This window comes from Alkalihalobacillus sp. TS-13 (assembly GCF_019720915.1).
Lineage (GTDB): Bacteria > Bacillota > Bacilli > Bacillales > Fictibacillaceae > Pseudalkalibacillus.
In genome coordinates this window covers 1-17,614 of sequence record NZ_JAHKSI010000003.1, presented here as the reverse complement: position 1 = coordinate 17,614, position 17,614 = coordinate 1, and the positions used below count along the sequence as shown (strand labels likewise).

The following is a 17,614-nucleotide window of genomic DNA, read 5'->3' as shown; positions in this document are numbered from 1 at the left end:
CACCCCTCGATTAATGTTTGAAATGCCGTACACCTGTAAGTACCATCGCAATGCCGTATTCATCCGCTTTATCAATCGATTCCTGGTCACGTATCGAACCGCCTGGCTGGATGATCGCAGCTACACCAGCTTTTGCTGCTGCTTCGACCGTATCGCTCATCGGAAAGAAAGCATCTGACGCAAGGGATGAGCCCGAAACCTTATCTCCTGCTTGCTCAAGCGCGATTTTCGCCGCACCGACACGGTTCATCTGACCTGCTCCTACTCCGATTGTCTGATTCCCTTTCGCAAGGACGATCGCATTCGACTTTACGTGCTTGACGATTTGCCAGCTGAGCTTCAGGTCTGCCCATTCCGTTTCCGTCGGCTCCCGTTTAGTCGCCACTTTCAAGTCAGCATTGTCAAACCCATAGTGATCTTCCTGCTGGACCAATGCACCCCCTGATACGGTTTGGATCCGTTTTTGTACCTGCGTCGCGATTGTTTTCGGTTCAACCTGTAAAAGGCGCAGGTTTTTCTTTTCCGTCAAAACCGCTAACGCTTCTTCAGAGAACGATGGCGCAATGATGATCTCAAGGAAAATCTCCTTCAGCCTTTGAGCCGTTTCCGCATCGACTTCCTGGTTCGTCGCCACGATTCCGCCGAAAATCGAAACAGGGTCCGCTTCATACGCGAGTTGATACGCTTCCGCCAACGTCTTTCCGACACCGACACCGCAAGGATTCGTATGTTTGACCGCTACGACAGCCGGCTCATCAAATTCCTGGATGATCTGCAGAGCCGCATCTGCATCATTGATGTTGTTGAAGGAAAGCTCCTTCCCGTGTAGTTGCTTCGCTTTTGCAATCGTTGAAGGCTCTCCAATTGGCACCTCGTAAAAAGCTGCCTTCTGATGCGGGTTCTCTCCATAACGCAATGCTTGTTTTTTCGTGTACGTCACTGTGTAGGATTCCGGGTACTCCTCTTCTGTCATATCCGTCAAGTACTGGGCAATCAGAGCATCATACGCAGCTGTATGGCGGAACACTTTTGCGGCAAGACGACGCTTCGTTTCGTCAGCCACCGCACCGTTCGCTTTCAACTCTTCTAAAATCGTCCCATAGTCAGCAGGATCCACCGCCACTGTAACGGAAGCGTGGTTTTTCGCAGCTGAACGGAGCATGCTCGGTCCGCCGATATCGATGTTCTCAATCGCGTCCTCGTAGGTCACATCCGCACGCGAGATCGTCTCTTTGAACGGATACAGATTAACGACGACGAAATCGATCGGTGTGATGTTGTGTTCTTCGATTTGCGCCTGGTGATCGGCATTTTCCCGAACCGCAAGCAAACCGCCATGAATGTTCGGATGCAACGTTTTTACACGGCCGTCAAGGATTTCAGGAAAACCTGTCACCTCGGAAATGCCTGTTACCTTGAGTCCAGCCTCTTCAATCGCCCGTTTCGTTCCGCCTGTCGATACGATTTCGATCCCCTGCTCGATCAGACCTTCGACAAACGGAATCAGCCCTTCTTTATTCGAAACACTCACTAGTGCGCGCATTATGCGAATTCCCCTTTCTCCGTGGATGTGTGTAGGATGTTCTGGATGACTCTCGGATATAATTCATGCTCAATCTTATGGATTTTCTGTTGTAAAATTTCGGCCGTATCACCAGCGTCAATCGGCACTGAGGCTTGTTCGATGATAGGGCCCGTGTCCATTCCATTGTCGACATAGTGGACTGTGACACCAGTCTCCGAAACGCCCGACTCGATCGCTTGTCCGATAGCGTCTTTACCTGGAAAAGCAGGCAATAAAGAAGGGTGGATGTTGACCATCTTCCCCTCAAATTGTGAAAGCAGCGTCGGTCCGATCAACCGCATATAGCCTGCCAATGCGATGAACTCGACCTTCGCTTCCTCCAAGCTTTTTAAAATCTCCGTCTCGAAAGCTTCCTTATCCGGGTACTCTTTAGCCTTAAAAACGAACGTCGGGATGCCATGTTTGTCAGCACGTTCAATGGTTTTAGCACCTGGACGGTCACAGACGAGCAGGTTCACTTTCGCATCGAGTTCACCTGACTCACAAGCATCGACAATCGCCTGAAAGTTGGAGCCTGAACCGGATGCAAATACTGCGATGCCTTTCATTTCAATTCTCCTCCACCAAACGTAATGCCTTCTGTTCCTTCTTTTATCCGGCCGATCAAAAAGGCTGACTCGCCTTGTGCCTCAATAGTCCGGATCACCTTGACCGCGTCCTCATGTTTCACAGCAAGCACCATGCCGATTCCCATATTGAAGGTGCCAAGCATGTCATCTGAGGATAATCCGCCTTCCTTCTGAAGCAATGAAAAAATCTCAGGAACAGGCCATGAACCGAGATCTACCTCCGCACTAAGCCCTTCAGGCAGCATGCGTGGCACATTTTCGATGAACCCACCGCCGGTTATGTGGGCGATTCCTGAAACTTCATAGTTGTTTAAAACCTCGAGCACAGGCTTCACGTAGATTTTCGTCGGCGTCAAAAGCTCTTTGCCAAGCGTTTTTCCGAGTTGATCAAACGTTTGATTAAGCGTGTAACCTGCCTGCTCAAGCAATACTTTTCGGACGAGCGAATAGCCGTTGCTATGGATACCGCTTGACGCAATTCCGATCAGCGCATCGCCTTTGCTTACTTTTTCAGGGGTGATTAGCTTCGATTTCTCTGCGACACCAACTGTAAAACCAGCAAGATCATACTCTTCAGGGTCATACATGCCAGGCATTTCAGCTGTTTCCCCGCCGATCAGGGCAGCTCCTGCCTGCTTACATCCTTCGGAGATTCCTTTGACGATCTGTTCGACTTTCTCAGGCTCAAGCTTTCCACAAGCAATGTAATCTAAAAAGTATAGCGGCTCCGCGCCCTGTGCAACGATGTCATTGACGCACATCGCGACAGCATCGATGCCGATCGTATCGTGCTTATCCATTTGGAACGCGAGCATCAGCTTCGTCCCGACTCCGTCTGTCCCCGAAATAAGGACAGGTTCCTTGACATTGAGCTTGGATAAATCGAACATGCCGCCAAAAGCACCGATTCCACCGAGAACTTCCGGCCGCATCGTGTCCTTGACATGCTTCTTCATACGTTTGACAGCTTCGTATCCTGCCTCAACATCGACTCCAGCTTGCTTATATGCTTGTGCCATACTTTTTCCCCCTTGGACCTTTGATTAGCTTCGGATCTTATTGTCAACATCGTTGCTTTTGAAAGGTCAATTTAATTGTCGGATCTTACTTATATCCACTATTTGAAGATTAACGGACATGAGAGCCCTTATCTGTGATAAAAAGTAGCGATCGTACAACTTAACGGACATGAGCGCTCTTATTTGGGTAAAACACAGCTGATTTTCTATGAATTCAATCAAATAAGGTCTCTGGTGTCCGTTATTTTTACAAAACAGGACGTTTGGACCCAAATAAGGTCTCCTGTGTCCGTTAACAATTATTTATTTATAAACGAGTTCTTTTTCGTGCGGCAGGACGGTGTCTGGATAGATTTCTGTCGGGTATTTGCCTGTAAAACAGCCGAGGCATTGCCCGCAGTTCTGCTCTTTCGGGTTGCGCCCAATCGCATCCATCATGCCATCGATGCTCAAGTATTCGAGCGTATCCGCACCGATGATTTCACGGATTTCCTCGACCGAATAATTCGAGGCGATCAGCTCCTCTTTAGACGAAATGTCAATTCCGTAATAGCACGGGTGAGCGATCGGTGGTGAACTGATCCGTACGTGGACCTCTTTCGCCCCAGCATCCCGAAGCATCTGCACGATCCGACGGCTTGTCGTTCCGCGAACAATCGAGTCATCGACCATGACAACACGTTTTCCTTCAACGATTCCGCGCACCGGTGAAAGCTTCATTTTCACACCCTGTTCCCTTAACTCCTGGGAAGGCTGGATGAACGTACGCCCAACATAGCGGTTCTTGATCAACCCAAGTTCATACGGAATCCCAGCTGCTTCAGCGTAACCGATTGCTGCTGAGATGCTTGAATCTGGAACACCTGTGACGACGTCCGCTTCAACGAAAGCTTCAGCTGCCAGACGTTTTCCGAGATTTTTACGGGCAGTATGGATGTTGATTTCGTCGATATGGCTGTCTGGACGGGAAAAATAAATGTACTCCATGCTGCAGATCGCACGATTCGTCGATGAAGTGAACGTGTCACTCTCCACACCGTCGTCATTAATGATCAACAGCTCTCCCGGATGGACGTCACGGATATACTCCGCTCCGATGACATCGAACGCACACGTTTCCGAAGCGACGACGTAAGCATCGCCAATTTTACCTAATGAAAGAGGTCGCAAGCCGTTCGGGTCCTGGGCCGCCATGATTCCGTCTTCTGTCATGATGACGAACGCGTAAGCCCCTTTGATCATCGACAGGGCATTTTTCACCTGATCACGCAAGTTGAAAAGACCGCTTCGCTTGATAAGATGTGCGAGCACCTCTGTATCGGAAGTCGTTTGAAAAATACTTCCCTGAGCTTCCAACTGCTGCTTCAGCATGTTCGCGTTCACAAGATTCCCGTTATGGGCAAGAGCAAGAGCTCCACGCTGGGATTGGAAGACAAGCGGTTGGACATTCGCAAACTCCGAACCGCCAGCCGTCGAATAACGCACATGCCCGATTGCAGCTTTTCCTGTCAACGATGAAAGCTCTCCACGGTTGAACACTTCCGTTACGAGCCCGCTGTTTTTATGGAAATTCACAGCTTCACCGTCTGTCACCGCGATCCCTGCGCCTTCCTGACCACGATGCTGGAGGCTGTGCAAGCCGTAATACGTGAGTTGAGCCGCCTCTTGGTGACCCCAGATGGCGAACACACCGCACTCTTCGTTTAGACCTTTGATGTCAGCAAACATGGAATGGCTCCTTTCCAAGCTGTTTCAAGCTCCTCTTTCGTTGCTGAGATGAGTTCACTTCCACTTTCAGATTCGATGCGTAATGCCGGGCGATCAAGCACAACACCAATTTCGGTCGCATCTACTAGTTTTTCAAATTGCTCAACGTTTTCCGGTTTGACCGATACGAGGAAACGAGATTGAGATTCACTGAATAACGCCGCGACTTCCGCTCCCTTCAAGGTCACAGATGCACCAAGCTCGCCTTCCATCATACTCTCAGCAATCGCAACCGCGACGCCGCCTTCTGCTACGTCATGTGCAGATTCGACTACACCTTCTTGGATCGCTTTTAAAAGCTGAGATTGATAGCTTGCTTCTTGTTCAATATCAAGCGCTGGAGCTTTACCGAAAATCTTACCTTCCAACACCTTCTGAAGTTCACTTCCAGAAAACTCAGGCTTTGTTTCACCGATCATGTAGATGACGTCGCCCGCCTCTTTAAACGATTGAGTCGTCACGTGATCAAGATCATGGACAAGCCCGACCATACCAACAACCGGCGTCGGATAAACGGCCACACCGTTTGTTTCGTTATACAACGACACATTTCCGCTGATGACCGGTGTTGAAAGGGTACGGCACGCTTCGCTCATGCCATCCACCGCTTTTTCGAGCTGCCAGAAGATTTCAGGCTTTTCAGGGTTCCCGAAGTTCAGACAGTCAGTGATCGCAAGCGGCTCACCGCCTGAGCAGACAATATTTCGCGCAGCTTCCGCAACCGCGATTTTTCCACCAACCTCTGGATCGAGATAAAGATAGCGAGAGTTACAATCCGTTGTCATCGCAAGTGCTTTACGTGTGCCACGGATCCGGACCACAGCTGCATCTGAACCTGGTGAAACGACCGTGCTCGTGCGGACCATATGGTCATATTGATCGAACACCCAGGACTTGCTCGCAATCGTCGGCTGAGCCAACAACTTCAATAATGTTTCTTTATAATCAGCTACGTTCGGAACGTAGGCTTCTTGGTTTTGGAACTGTTCATAATACGCTGGAACTGAGCTCGGCTTGTGATAAACCGGTGCTTCCTCAGCTAGTGCGTCGACCGGTACGTTCGCGACGATTTCACCTTTGTGGAGGAGGCGGAGCTCTTTTTCCTCGATGACATTTCCGATCGTCACCGCTTCAAGACCCCATTTTTCAAAAATCTTGACGATCTCGTCTTCGCGACCTTTTTTCACGACGATCAACATACGTTCTTGCGACTCAGAAAGCATCATCTCATAAGGTGTCATATTCGTTTCACGCTGTGGCACAAGGTCCAGGTCCATTTCGATACCGACACCTGATTTGCTCGCCATTTCACTCGATGACGACGTGAGTCCCGCCGCTCCCATGTCCTGGATTCCGACAAGGGCATCACATTGGACAAGCTCAAGACACGCTTCAAGCAGAAGCTTTTCCATGAATGGGTCGCCGACTTGGACCGCAGGACGTTTTTCATCAGATGCGTCGTTCAATTCTTCAGAAGCGAACGTAGCACCGTGGATACCGTCACGGCCAGTACGAGCGCCGACATACATGACTGAGTTGCCGATTCCGTTCGCCTGCCCTTTCTGGATATCTTTATGGTCGATGACACCGACACACATTGCGTTCACAAGCGGATTTCCTTCGTACGAAGCGTCGAACTGGACTTCACCGCCGACTGTTGGAATGCCGATACAGTTTCCGTAGCCTGCAATCCCTGCGACAACCTCTTCAAACAAATACTTCACGCGGCCTGAGCTCAGCTCACCGAAACGAAGCGAGTTGAGAAGTGCTACTGGACGCGCACCCATCGAAAAGACGTCACGGATGATTCCGCCGACTCCAGTCGCAGCCCCTTGATACGGCTCAATCGCGGACGGGTGGTTGTGGCTCTCAATTTTGAAAACAACCGCTTGATCGTCCCCGATATCGACGATTCCAGCACCCTCACCTGGTCCTTGAAGAACACGCTTTCCGTCTGTCGGGAACTTACGTAAAACAGGCTTCGAGTTCTTGTAGCTGCAATGCTCGGACCACATGACTGAGAATAGCCCGGTTTCTGTGTAGTTCGGCGATCTTCCGAGGATCGATTCAACCATCGCGAACTCTTCATCGTTCAAGCCCATCTCTTGATAGAGCTTCTGTTCCTTGATCATCTGTGCATTAGGTTCATGTGGATAAGACATGTGCTTCCCTCCAAGCTTTCACGATTGATTGAAATAATTTCAGACCGTCTTTGCTGCCGAGCAGTTCATCGACTGCCCGCTCAGGATGCGGCATCATTCCGAGGACATTTCCGTTTGCATTGGTGATCCCTGCGATACCATGCCTAGATCCGTTGATGTTCGTGCCATATCGGAATGCAATCTGATTGTTCTCTACTAATCTTTCATACGTAGCCTCATCGCAATAATAGTTTCCTTCACCATGTGCGACAGGAATCGTGATCTTTTCATCTTTTTCATATAGACTTGTAAAAACCGTTCCGTTATTCTCGACGGTAAGTTCGACCTGGCGGCAGATGAATTTCAACTTCTCATTCCGCTGCATCGCGCCTGGGAGCAGTCCCGCTTCGAGCAGAATCTGGAAGCCGTTGCAGACACCGAGAATCGGTTTTCCGGCTTTGTTCGCCTCATGGATCGAATTCATGACGTTCGAAAAACGAGCAATAGCCCCGCCTCGTAAGTAATCTCCATACGAGAATCCGCCTGGGATGAGGATTCCGTCATAGGAACTCAGCTCCTCGTCATCATGCCAGACGTATTCGACTTCTTCGCCAAGCTCATCCTTGATCGCGTGATACATATCGACATCACAGTTGGAACCTGGAAAAACGACGACTGCAAATCTCATTGAGGGACGACCTCCTCGATTTCATACGTAAAGTCTTCGATCACTGTGTTCGCGAGCAGCTTTTCACAGATTTCTCGGACTTGAGCGTCAATGTCCCCATCTTCCTTTTTCAGCGTCAATTCAATGTACTTCCCGATCCGGACATCCTCTACAGATTGATAGGCAAGACGGTGAAGTGAATCCTTCACAGCAGCTCCCTGTGGATCTAAAACGCTCTCCTTCAAAGTCACAAACACTTTTACGTTATACATGAAATCGGCCTCCCCGAGTTTTCTTTAGATTTGATGAAACTCTGTGCTTTTTTCGTAAGGTTTTGTTATACCTTATTGTTGATTTTTGCGAAATTCACTCCCTTTCCGCGGGCGATCCACAAGCCTCCATACGAGTTCCTCGCTGTGGGGTCTCGCCTCGCTCGCTTTTTCCGCAGGAATCTCACAAATTTCGCTTCAATCAAACTTAGTCAGAAATCAACAGCATTATTTAACATAGCAATACGTGAAAAAAGCTTCATTATCGAAAAAATTCGTTTGAAAGCGGCGTCGACGACCTCTTAAGTCATTCCAGCCCAGCATTATCTACAAAAAACAGCCCCAACCTACAAAAATTCAAAATTACCTACAAAACGCGGATCAGCGAGCGACAGTCAATCGTTCCAATAGCTTCGCGTATGTCTCCGTCAAACTTCCGAGATCGCGGCGGAACACGTCTTTATCGAGCTTTTCCTTCGTGTCAGAATCCCAAAGACGGCATGTATCCGGTGAAATTTCATCGGCCAGCAATACTTCTCCGTCAGATCCAATCCCGAACTCCAGCTTGAAATCGACAAGATCGATGTTGAGCTTTTTAAAATACGGGACAAGAACCTCATTGACCGCAAGACCTTTCTGACGAAGCAGGGAAAGCTCCGTCTCTTCGACCAGCCCGAGTACTCGGATGTGATCATGGGTCAACAACGGATCTCCAAGGTCATCGTTCTTATAGTAAAACTCGACGATCGTTTCCGGCAGCAGTTCGCCCTCTTCCATTCCTAGCCGGTTGGCCAGCGAGCCTGCCGCTACATTCCGGACCACGACTTCAAGCGGGATGATCTGGACATTTTTCACGAGCTGTTCGGTCTCCGAAAGCTTCTTCACAAAATGTGATTCGATTCCGGCTTCATGCAGCATTTCGAACAAAAGCAAGGAAATTTCATTGTTCAATTTCCCTTTCCCGGTGATCGTCGTCTTCTTTTCACCGTTGAAAGCTGTTGCTTCATCTTTGTACTCGATCCAGACAAGTTCAGGATCATCCGTCTGATAAATCCGTTTTGCTTTCCCCTCATACAGCAACGCTTGTTTTTCCATCTCGGTCCCTCCTCTTAAAATCAAAAACCGTGTAGTGGTTGAATCTGGACATCATCACAAATTATCTGGACAAAACTCTAAAATATCTGGACATGTTTCCATTTTTTCTGTACAACAATCCGATTTATCTGGACAAAACGCCAAATTTACTGGACATTTCCACTGCCGGATCGACGTTTTATTCCAACCCGACGCGTTTGAAGATATTGTCCACTTCACGTACGTGGTAGTTATAGTCGAAGCAGTCCTCGATCTCAGCAGGTGCAAGCATTTCCGTCACACGCGGTTCCGCTTCGATCAGCTCGCGGAACTGGATGCCTCTCTCCCATGCTTCCATCGCTTTCGGCTGAACAAGGTCATATGCCTCTTCACGGCTCATGCCTTTATCGATCAAAGAAAGCAAGACACGCTGCGAGTAGATCAAACCGTATGTCCGAGTCATGTTACGCTTCATGTTTTCAGGGAACACCGTCAAGTTCTTTACGATGTTCGAGAATCGGTTCAGCATGTAATTCAACAGAATCGTGCTGTCTGGAATGATCACGCGCTCAGCGGATGAGTGCGAAATATCACGCTCATGCCAGAGGGATACGTTCTCCATCGCCGTAACCATATGGCCACGAATCACACGTGCGAGCCCCGTCATGTTCTCAGATCCGACCGGATTCCGTTTATGCGGCATCGCTGACGAACCCTTCTGCCCTTTTGCGAAAAACTCCTCAACTTCACGCGTTTCACTCTTTTGCAATCCACGGATCTCTGTCGCGAATTTTTCAACCGAAGTCGCAACCAGCGCCAGTGTTGAAATGTAGTGTGCATGGCGGTCACGCTGTAACGTTTGGGTCGAAACCGGTGCACGGTTCAAGCCAAGTTTTTCACACACATATTCTTCAACGAACGGCGGGATGTTCGCATAGGTTCCGACCGCACCGGAGAGCTTTCCAAAACGGATCCCTTCGACCGCCTGTTCCAAACGCTCTTTATTGCGCTTCATCTCTTCATACCAGAGCGCGAGCTTCAAGCCGAATGTCGTCGGTTCCGCATGGACCCCATGTGTCCGTCCCATCATCACTGTATATTTGTGTTCTTTCGCTTTCTCTTTTAAAACCTCGATGAAATTGTCAACGTCTTGTATAAGGATTTCGTTCGCCTGCTTGATCAAGTAAGAGAGTGCTGTGTCGACGACGTCTGTTGAAGTCAGACCATAATGGACCCATTTGCGTTCTTCACCAAGTGTTTCTGAAACCGCTCTTGTAAATGCAACAACATCATGGCGTGTTTGTTCCTCGATTTCGTGGATCCGGTTCACATCGAAGGATGCGTTTTCGCGAAGCTTTACCACATCCTCTTTCGGAATATCACCAAGCTCTGCCCATGCTTCACAAGCAAGGATTTCAACCTCGAGCCATGCTTTGAATTTGTTTTCCTCTGTCCAAATCGATCCCATTTCAGGTCTTGTATAACGTTCTATCATTTGACTTCCTCCAGCTTATGTTTTGGTGATTTTTGCAAGTTTTCCATTATTGTTTCTGCTTTATCGACTGCTTCATTCAATGTTTCATCAATAATCGTGAAATGCCCCATCTTTCGCTTATCCTTGATCTCCTTTTTCTCATAAAGATGGAGGTGCACATCATCGAAGAGCGGAGCGAATTCAAGAATATTCGCCGCGTCTTCCCCTAGTAGGTTCACCATTACGCTCGGTTTTACCAAATTCGGCTTGCCGAGCTTCCACCCGCAGATTGCGCGGATATGCTGCTGAAACTGGGAGACCATGCACCCTTCGATCGTGTAATGGCCAGAGTTATGCGGTCTTGGAGCAAGTTCGTTGATGTAGATGCCGTGGTCTTCTGTCAGGAACATTTCGACAGCCAATGTTCCGACGAGATCGAGTCCATCCGCAATCTTTCTCGCTAATGATTCTGCTTCTGCTATATTGTCCTCGGAAATCCGTGCCGGCACGATCGACTGATATAAAATATTGTCTTTATGGATGTTTTCAGCAACCGGGAACGTCTCGGTATCTCCTGATGTATTTCGTGCAACAATCACTGAGATCTCTTTCATAAAATTGATTTTCTTTTCGAGGACGCAAGGTCGACCGCTTTCTAAAAGCTCTTTCGCCTTATTCAAGTCGTCCGGTGAGTCGAGCACAACTTGTCCTTTCCCATCGTATCCGCCCCGTGTCGTTTTTAATATGGCCGGGTAATCGACGTTCTCAAGGGCCATTTCCAACTCGGATTTCTGGTTAACCAGTTCATAAGGGGCAACCTGGACACCGATTTTTTCTAGCGTCGCTTTTTCCTCCGCCCGGTCCTGTGTGACTTTCAAAAGATTACTTCCCTGTGGAAGATGGTGATGCTCCTCAAGCCATCTGGCTGTAGTAAGATCGACATTTTCAAATTCATACGTGATGACATCGCTCACTTCCGCAAGCTTGTTTCGTGCCTCTTCACTCGCGTAATCTCCAACGATTTCAATGTCTGCGATCAATCCGCACGGGGAACCTTCAGTCGGATCGACCGTAGCTACCTTGAAGCCCATCTCCTTCGCAGCTATTGCCATCATACGTCCGAGCTGACCCCCGCCAAGGATTCCGATCGTTTTTGGAGGGACGATTGGTTGACTCATTTCAAATCACCACTGCTTTCCAGTACTTTTTCACGGACCTTTTCTTGACGTGCTTGTAATCGTGCCGCAACCTCTTCATCATTCGTTCCGATGATCTGTGCCGCTAACAGTCCTGCATTAGTCGCACCTGCTTTTCCGATCGCCACCGTCGCAACTGGTACACCGCCGGGCATTTGGACAATCGATAAAAGTGAATCCAAGCCATTGAGTGCTTTCGATTGGACGGGCACCCCGATGACAGGCAACGTCGTTTTTGCTGCGACCATTCCAGGAAGGTGCGCTGCTCCGCCTGCTCCTGCCACGATAACTTTTAATCCACGTGCTCTTGCTTCCTCTGCATATTGGAACATCAGGTCTGGTGTCCGGTGTGCTGAGACAACTTGCTTTTCATAAGGGATTTCTATCTCATCTAAAATGTCACATGTATGTTTCATCGTTTCCCAGTCGGATGTGCTTCCCATGATGATGCCGATTTTTGGATTCATCCATATCACCAAACCTTCCTTAATTGATTGATCGTTATAAAATCTTTCCCGCTGAAAGAGAGTGAATGACTCTTAAAAACGTAAAAATGCCCAGGATTATGAAAGTTTCTCTTTAATGATGAGAAAGCATAAAAAATCCTGGGCATCGCACGGTCATCTATCATTTACGTGAGCATACCTATCGCTTTCCCTCATAGTCCAATGATTTACGGTCACTGGGTAGAAACTTATGGGCCCTATTCCCAAGATTATATGAGAGTCTTAATTCCAGTTATATTGTAACAATGGAAAAACAGCTATGTCAACGAAAAATCGAACGATAGTTTCATATTTATATTTAATGTTCGGGTTTTACTGTAATTTTCCTTCAAAAATCACCCTTTGGCGTAAAACTTCCACTTCTTTTTTACCATTTCGAGTATTTTCTTGAAAGACCGGCTCCTCCATCCGGCGGACAGGCATATAGCCTTCTTCCTTCATCCGATCGAGACAGCTTGAGATGCTCTCGTTTTCCAATACTTCGAACTTCTTCTTTTTCGGCTTCTTCTTATCCATGTGTCTTTACCTCCGAATAGACTTGACCCAGAACCCTCCATAGAATGCTTTAGGCTCATGCGAAATGATGAACGCTTTCGGATCAAGGTCCTTCACACTATTATAAAGATTATGTTCTGATTTACGCGAGGTCAGGATTTCCATCATCAGCCGAGGACCTTCACGACCATCCGCCAACCAGTTTGTAACCCCGTATCCTTTATCCCTAAGTGCGTTCGGAATGTTCGAATCGAAGTCTTTCGTGATCACGTTAACGGTAATATACCCTAAGGCCAGCTTTTCTTCAATTTTCATCCCGACAATGACGCCGATTCCATAGCCTACTGCATATGCAATCAAGTTCTGGATTTCATTCAGGTTCTCTAAAACAATGCCAAGACCGATGACATAAATGATGACTTCAAAAACACTGACTGTCGCAGCCAGATACCGTTGATTTTTAAGCGTCAAAATCATACGTAAAGTAAAGAACGTCACATAAACGATATTGATGATCAAGATGATTGCAATAAGCACCAAACCATTTTCAATCACGGTCTAACCTCCAAACACAACTTTCAATTTTTGTAACTCTAAGGATAGCACGAAATTATTGTAGAAAAAAAGAGAAAAGTCATTAAATCATACTTTCTAGGAGCTACTTGAAGGCTTTTTTAAAAACTACCACGTTGAAGTGCTGTGGCAGACCTAAATTTTATACTTTCCTATATATATTAAAAAGACGAGCTTGAAAAACCAAGCTCTCTTGTACATCCTAATCATCATTCAACCCAAACCAATTCTTATGGGCAGTATAGATGGGATATAAAAATAATAACCCTGATATGATAATACCGACTCCAGGATTAGGTGTTTGGTGTTTCTACCGGGTTTGTTATAGGATACGATGTTGTGAAAAGGTAAAGGTAAATATAAATTACGGTGCCCAGAGGAGGATCGAAAAATAAACCGCTTTTCTTGGCTCTATCGAATTACAATATATTACCTTCTTAACCCTCAACCTTATTATAATGTTTATATCGTTCGCTTTTAAGGTAAAGGTAAGTACTACCATTTAAGGAGGGCTTTACACATGCTTGACAAAGATCCAAAACAAGCAGCTGCTCAAATGAGCGAAGATAAAAAAGATGATATCATGCAAAACTTCGAAACGTTTAAAAATTATCTAGGAGATCAAGTCCACAGAGGTGAAAAGCTTGGCCTTGGAGAAGAAGGATTGACTAAAGGGGCAAAGCGCGTAGCAGATTATTTAGCGAAACACGAAGAGCCTCGAAATCGTGAAGAAAAAGTGCTGAATGAATTATGGAACGTAGCCAATGAAGAAGAACGCCAACATATGGCGCATGTGTTAGTGAAACTTGCAGATCAAACAAATTAAGGAACTTAACGGGACCCAGGTTATTACTCACCTGGGTTTCCTTCTTTATGTAGCTGAGCAACCCTATATACTCGGGATGAAGGATTGGTCTCGTACAACGACAGTTTCCGGAACAAATTTTATTAAAATATTACTGTTTCCCAAACCTTGAAATCTTGGATCCCATTTCTCTTCTTCAGGTCCTAAATAACGCGCTAGCAAGCGTGTTGCAATCCGTTTATCAAATGGCTCTACAGTCGCACAGCCTCGAAACCCTGCGTGCAATACTTTACCTGTTGTATGGTCGAGATCCACTATACCGATTGCACATTCAGGATTCTTTTCTATTCGTCCTGGAAAGCTGTCTGAAGAAGGTGTTCCGATAATATAAATACATTCATCTTCCCAATAGAACCATACAGGTGATTCCCTAGGCCCTTCCGATGACAAAGTAGAAAGATGAGCGAATAAGGGTTTCTTAAGAAATTCATCTAAATTAAAGGTTTTCTTTCCTTCGATGATCTTCATTCCAAAACTTCCTTTCATGATTTTAAATAATTGAACTCAAAGTTCCTTGGTCATAAAAACACTGTTTGGGTCCTCCAAATAATCCGAAAACGGCTTACAATATTCGAAACCGAACCGCTTATATAGCTTCCTTGCTGGTTCAAAAGCATCCATTGAACCCGTTTCCAAACTCAACCGCTGATAACCCCGTCGATGGGCTTCTCCAATAATGTGTTCAAGGAGTTGTTTGGCAACACCCTTTCTTAGATGTGAAGAAGACGTTCGCATTGATTTGACTTCTCCATGTTTATCATCAAGTTCTTTTAAAGCCCCGCAACCAACTACTACATCTTCCTCCCAAACGCTCCAGAATGTGATTTCTGGTTTCCGCAATGCCTCAAGATTCAGTGCATGGATACTTTCTGGCGGAGAATGTAGTGTCATACCCTGAAGATGGCCGTTCACCAATTCAGACACTTCGGTTCCAGTTAAGTCATCTATTTTGATTTTCATAAAACATCTCTCCAAGCCTTCATTATTTTAATTCCTTTTTAATCATACACTTCTGGACATAGCTTTTAATAGGAAAAAGCATTACTTTTTTTAAAAGTAATGCTTCATTTAATTAATCATACATTTTTCTTTATTCGTTAAAGAAAACTTGGCAAAGCCAAGCCTTAGGGCGAAGGCTGAGCCTTAGTTGTACTTATATTGAAGAAAGTATTTTATACTTTCTTTAAATGTAAAAATGCCACTAGCTCATCTATGGTCCCAGTAAAATGATCAACTTCAGATAGATGATAAAAGGTACTGGTGGCAGAAAAATCATATACTTCATAATTTGGAGAGAAAAGGATAACTTTTTTGTTAAGACCGAGGGCAATACCTAATTCAATATGGCTTCCTTTGCCGGCTGGTAAAATGACCACGATAAAATCTGATTCGATCACAGCATCTTTTTCTTTTTCACCAATTTGTTTCAGTTCTTCAAATGTTGAAGCTTTTTCATGCTTTGTCCAATCAAATGTCTGTATGTATCCTTTGGTGACTAACTGTTCACTTACGTAACGCACTTTATCAATATTTTTAAAACTTGATGCAATATAAAACTTCATTCAGGCTCCCTCTTCTATTACTGCTTGCGAATTTCTTGAAAACAAAGTACCGCCTTAACTATCTAAAAATAAACTTAAGTAAAAAATTTAAAATACCATTGATTGTATCAATAAACAGATCTTTATTTTTTATTTTCCGATGATATTCGTCCTCTTTAAGTATTTTTTAATTCATTCACGATTCCCCCTCCTTAATGTTCTAACTCGCTTATATATCGAAACATCAACGAGCTGAGGATCCTCTTAGATTATGAGCAATATCTATAATTCTTCGAGTAACAAACTGCACTTCCTCAGAACTTTTGATGGTAAATAAATGATCAGCTTCTCCTTCTATGGGTACCCTTATATTAGCCTTATAAGACTCAGCCTGTTGCCGAGTAAGAACTTCCCCAAAAGTCGAGGCACTCCTGAATATCGTTGTACTTCGCTGACTTTTTGCAATTCGAGCTTGAAGAACATGATATGGAATATCAAAATTAACGAGGATGCTGATAAATCCTCGATCATGAAAGTGTTCGAGCAACTCCAACCGAGCATTACGAGCACGATTTGAGTTGCAAAGAATGAGATGATAGTTAGTTTGGTTAACAGCATAATCAACAATTGTCTGAGTGAGGGCATACTTGATTGTATTGGGGCCTTCTTTTGGTAGTAAGGTTTTATAATGGGTATTGATGAATTCCGCATGATTGTCCTGATCGATCACAAGCGAGTTGTACAACTGATGTTCTAAAGCTTTAGCAAATGTCGTTTTTCCGCTATGGGTCTTACCGACTGTGATAATTACTAGCCTTTTCATCATACACCTGTCCTTTTGTACCTTGAGTTCCATCCTTCTAAGGATTAATCAATCTGTTTCTAATTTTGGTGTTCCGGAATAGGATCATTTGGTCACCTTTACTTTTTGGAAATTTTCGGTGCTTTAATCTTATCATACAAAATATGAATTACATTTTATAAAACAATAAAAAAAGATGAAACGACAGATAAATGTACGTTTCACCTTTTTACAGCCCGGCGACGTCCTACTCTCACAGGGGGAAGCCCCCAATTACCATTGGCGCTGAAGAGCTTAACTTCCGTGTTCGACCTTCGGCCTGCGATGAACGGCGGATCTCTTCGTCATCGGCACTCATTCCGGTCCTCGCGTATATCATACGCTGCGGGCGTCGCTCCCTGGTTTCCTCGATCTCCTTGTTCCTCTCAATCCTCAGTTGCTACATATGCCTTCATAGCCTTACGAACATCATAGATACAATAAAAAAAGATGAAACGACAGATAAATGTACGTTTCACCTTTTTACAGCCCGGCGACGTCCTACTCTCACAGGGGGAAGCCCCCAATTACCATTGGCGCTGAAGAGCTTAACTTCCGTGTTCGGCATGGGAACGGGTGTGACCTCTTCGCTGTCGTCACCAGACTATCGATTTGTGATAACCATCGAGCTTCTTTGTCAGCTGTGTTCACTCTCATCCTCATGTACCGCGAAAGTACACTCCGGTGATCGGTCACTTGCTTCCTCGAATCTCTTGATTCTGACAAATCTTCATATGAAGTTTGAAGGAAACCATTCCCTCAAAACTAGATAATGTCTTTCTTGAAAACGCGACGCACAGGATGTGCTGGTGCTGACGTTGTCACAGGACGTGACGATGTTAGTCAGCGTTCATTATGTGTGGTTAAGTCCTCGATCGATTAGTATCTGTCAGCTCCACGTGTCGCCACGCTTCCACACCAGACCTATCAACCTCATCATCTCTGAGGGATCTTACTCGCTTGACGCGATGGGAAATCTCATCTTGAGGGGGGCTTCATGCTTAGATGCTTTCAGCACTTATCCCGTCCACA

The 17,614-nt window shown here is 45.9% G+C and carries 18 protein-coding genes, 2 rRNA genes and 1 riboswitch; of the genes, 1 reads left to right on the top strand and 19 read right to left on the bottom strand.

The window, feature by feature from the left end; genetic code table 11:
* Positions 1–10 precede the first annotated feature (10 nt).
* The 13 genes from purH to KOL94_RS19135 all read right to left on the bottom strand — a co-directional run bounded on the left by purH (position 11) and on the right by KOL94_RS19135 (position 13,317).
* Entirely contained in the window at positions 11–1,543 is a 1,533-nt protein-coding gene (gene purH, locus KOL94_RS19195) for a bifunctional phosphoribosylaminoimidazolecarboxamide formyltransferase/IMP cyclohydrolase (RefSeq protein ID WP_221568289.1), read from the bottom strand.
* The gene (gene purN / locus KOL94_RS19190) at positions 1,543–2,133 is read right to left on the bottom strand and encodes a phosphoribosylglycinamide formyltransferase (RefSeq protein ID WP_221568288.1); all 591 of its coding nucleotides are present in this window, start codon (positions 2,131–2,133) and stop codon (positions 1,543–1,545) included. Before purN ends, purH begins: the two co-directional genes overlap by 1 nt.
* Positions 2,130–3,173: a phosphoribosylformylglycinamidine cyclo-ligase gene (gene purM / locus KOL94_RS19185; protein WP_221568287.1), complete on the bottom strand. Its 1,044-nt coding sequence runs from the start codon at positions 3,171–3,173 to the stop codon at positions 2,130–2,132. The genes purN and purM overlap by 4 nt, the downstream gene beginning before the upstream one ends.
* A 303-nt stretch (positions 3,174–3,476) precedes the next feature.
* On the bottom strand, positions 3,477–4,901 hold the full coding sequence (gene purF / locus KOL94_RS19180; protein WP_221568285.1) for an amidophosphoribosyltransferase: 1,425 nt from the start codon (positions 4,899–4,901) through the stop codon (positions 3,477–3,479).
* Positions 4,877–7,102 (bottom strand): phosphoribosylformylglycinamidine synthase subunit PurL, encoded by a 2,226-nt coding sequence (gene purL / locus KOL94_RS19175; RefSeq protein WP_221568284.1) that lies wholly within the window; start codon positions 7,100–7,102, stop codon positions 4,877–4,879. Before purL ends, purF begins: the two co-directional genes overlap by 25 nt.
* The gene (purQ, locus tag KOL94_RS19170; RefSeq protein ID WP_221568283.1) at positions 7,086–7,769 is read right to left on the bottom strand and encodes a phosphoribosylformylglycinamidine synthase subunit PurQ; all 684 of its coding nucleotides are present in this window, start codon (positions 7,767–7,769) and stop codon (positions 7,086–7,088) included. The genes purL and purQ overlap by 17 nt, the downstream gene beginning before the upstream one ends.
* A complete protein-coding gene (gene purS / locus KOL94_RS19165; RefSeq protein WP_221568282.1) occupies positions 7,766–8,020 on the bottom strand; it encodes a phosphoribosylformylglycinamidine synthase subunit PurS in 255 nt (84 codons plus the stop codon). Before purS ends, purQ begins: the two co-directional genes overlap by 4 nt.
* 378 nt (positions 8,021–8,398) lie before the next feature.
* Positions 8,399–9,112, bottom strand: a complete 714-nt coding sequence (gene purC / locus KOL94_RS19160; RefSeq protein ID WP_221568281.1) for a phosphoribosylaminoimidazolesuccinocarboxamide synthase — start codon at positions 9,110–9,112, stop codon at positions 8,399–8,401.
* 178 nt (positions 9,113–9,290) lie between these two features.
* Positions 9,291–10,586 (bottom strand): adenylosuccinate lyase, encoded by a 1,296-nt coding sequence (purB, locus tag KOL94_RS19155; RefSeq protein WP_221568280.1) that lies wholly within the window; start codon positions 10,584–10,586, stop codon positions 9,291–9,293.
* Positions 10,583–11,743, bottom strand: coding sequence for a 5-(carboxyamino)imidazole ribonucleotide synthase (purK, locus tag KOL94_RS19150; protein WP_221568279.1), 1,161 nt, complete (start codon positions 11,741–11,743; stop codon positions 10,583–10,585). The genes purB and purK overlap by 4 nt, the downstream gene beginning before the upstream one ends.
* Positions 11,740–12,228, bottom strand: a complete 489-nt coding sequence (gene purE / locus KOL94_RS19145) for a 5-(carboxyamino)imidazole ribonucleotide mutase (protein WP_221568278.1) — start codon at positions 12,226–12,228, stop codon at positions 11,740–11,742. The genes purK and purE overlap by 4 nt, the downstream gene beginning before the upstream one ends.
* A gap of 174 nt (positions 12,229–12,402) precedes the next feature.
* Positions 12,403–12,504: riboswitch (purine riboswitch) on the bottom strand.
* A gap of 75 nt (positions 12,505–12,579) precedes the next feature.
* Entirely contained in the window at positions 12,580–12,783 is a 204-nt protein-coding gene (locus KOL94_RS19140; protein WP_221568277.1) for an NETI motif-containing protein, read from the bottom strand.
* A gap of 6 nt (positions 12,784–12,789) precedes the next feature.
* Positions 12,790–13,317, bottom strand: coding sequence for a DUF2179 domain-containing protein (locus KOL94_RS19135; protein WP_221568276.1), 528 nt, complete (start codon positions 13,315–13,317; stop codon positions 12,790–12,792).
* Between the two features lie 538 nt (positions 13,318–13,855).
* Between KOL94_RS19135 and KOL94_RS19130 the strand changes: the two genes are divergently transcribed.
* Positions 13,856–14,161 carry a DUF3243 domain-containing protein gene (locus KOL94_RS19130; protein ID WP_221568275.1) on the top strand — a complete coding sequence of 102 codons (306 nt, stop codon included), beginning with the start codon at positions 13,856–13,858 and terminating at the stop codon, positions 14,159–14,161.
* A gap of 63 nt (positions 14,162–14,224) precedes the next feature.
* On the opposite strand, the gene KOL94_RS19125 is transcribed toward KOL94_RS19130, so the two are convergent.
* From KOL94_RS19125 to KOL94_RS19100, 6 genes are all read right to left on the bottom strand, one after another.
* Positions 14,225–14,668, bottom strand: a complete 444-nt coding sequence (locus KOL94_RS19125) for a pyridoxamine 5'-phosphate oxidase family protein (RefSeq protein WP_221568274.1) — start codon at positions 14,666–14,668, stop codon at positions 14,225–14,227.
* A 36-nt stretch (positions 14,669–14,704) separates the two neighbouring features.
* Positions 14,705–15,160: a GNAT family N-acetyltransferase gene (locus KOL94_RS19120; protein ID WP_221568273.1), complete on the bottom strand. Its 456-nt coding sequence runs from the start codon at positions 15,158–15,160 to the stop codon at positions 14,705–14,707.
* Positions 15,161–15,372: 212 nt separating this feature from the next.
* Positions 15,373–15,762 carry a group-specific protein gene (locus tag KOL94_RS19115; RefSeq protein WP_221568272.1) on the bottom strand — a complete coding sequence of 130 codons (390 nt, stop codon included), beginning with the start codon at positions 15,760–15,762 and terminating at the stop codon, positions 15,373–15,375.
* Positions 15,763–15,985: 223 nt separating this feature from the next.
* The gene (locus KOL94_RS19110; protein WP_221568585.1) at positions 15,986–16,564 is read right to left on the bottom strand and encodes an AAA family ATPase; all 579 of its coding nucleotides are present in this window, start codon (positions 16,562–16,564) and stop codon (positions 15,986–15,988) included.
* A gap of 506 nt (positions 16,565–17,070) precedes the next feature.
* A 5S ribosomal RNA gene (rrf, locus tag KOL94_RS19105) occupies positions 17,071–17,186 on the bottom strand.
* Positions 17,187–17,441: 255 nt separating this feature from the next.
* Positions 17,442–17,614, bottom strand: a 23S ribosomal RNA gene (locus tag KOL94_RS19100); the annotation flags it as partial.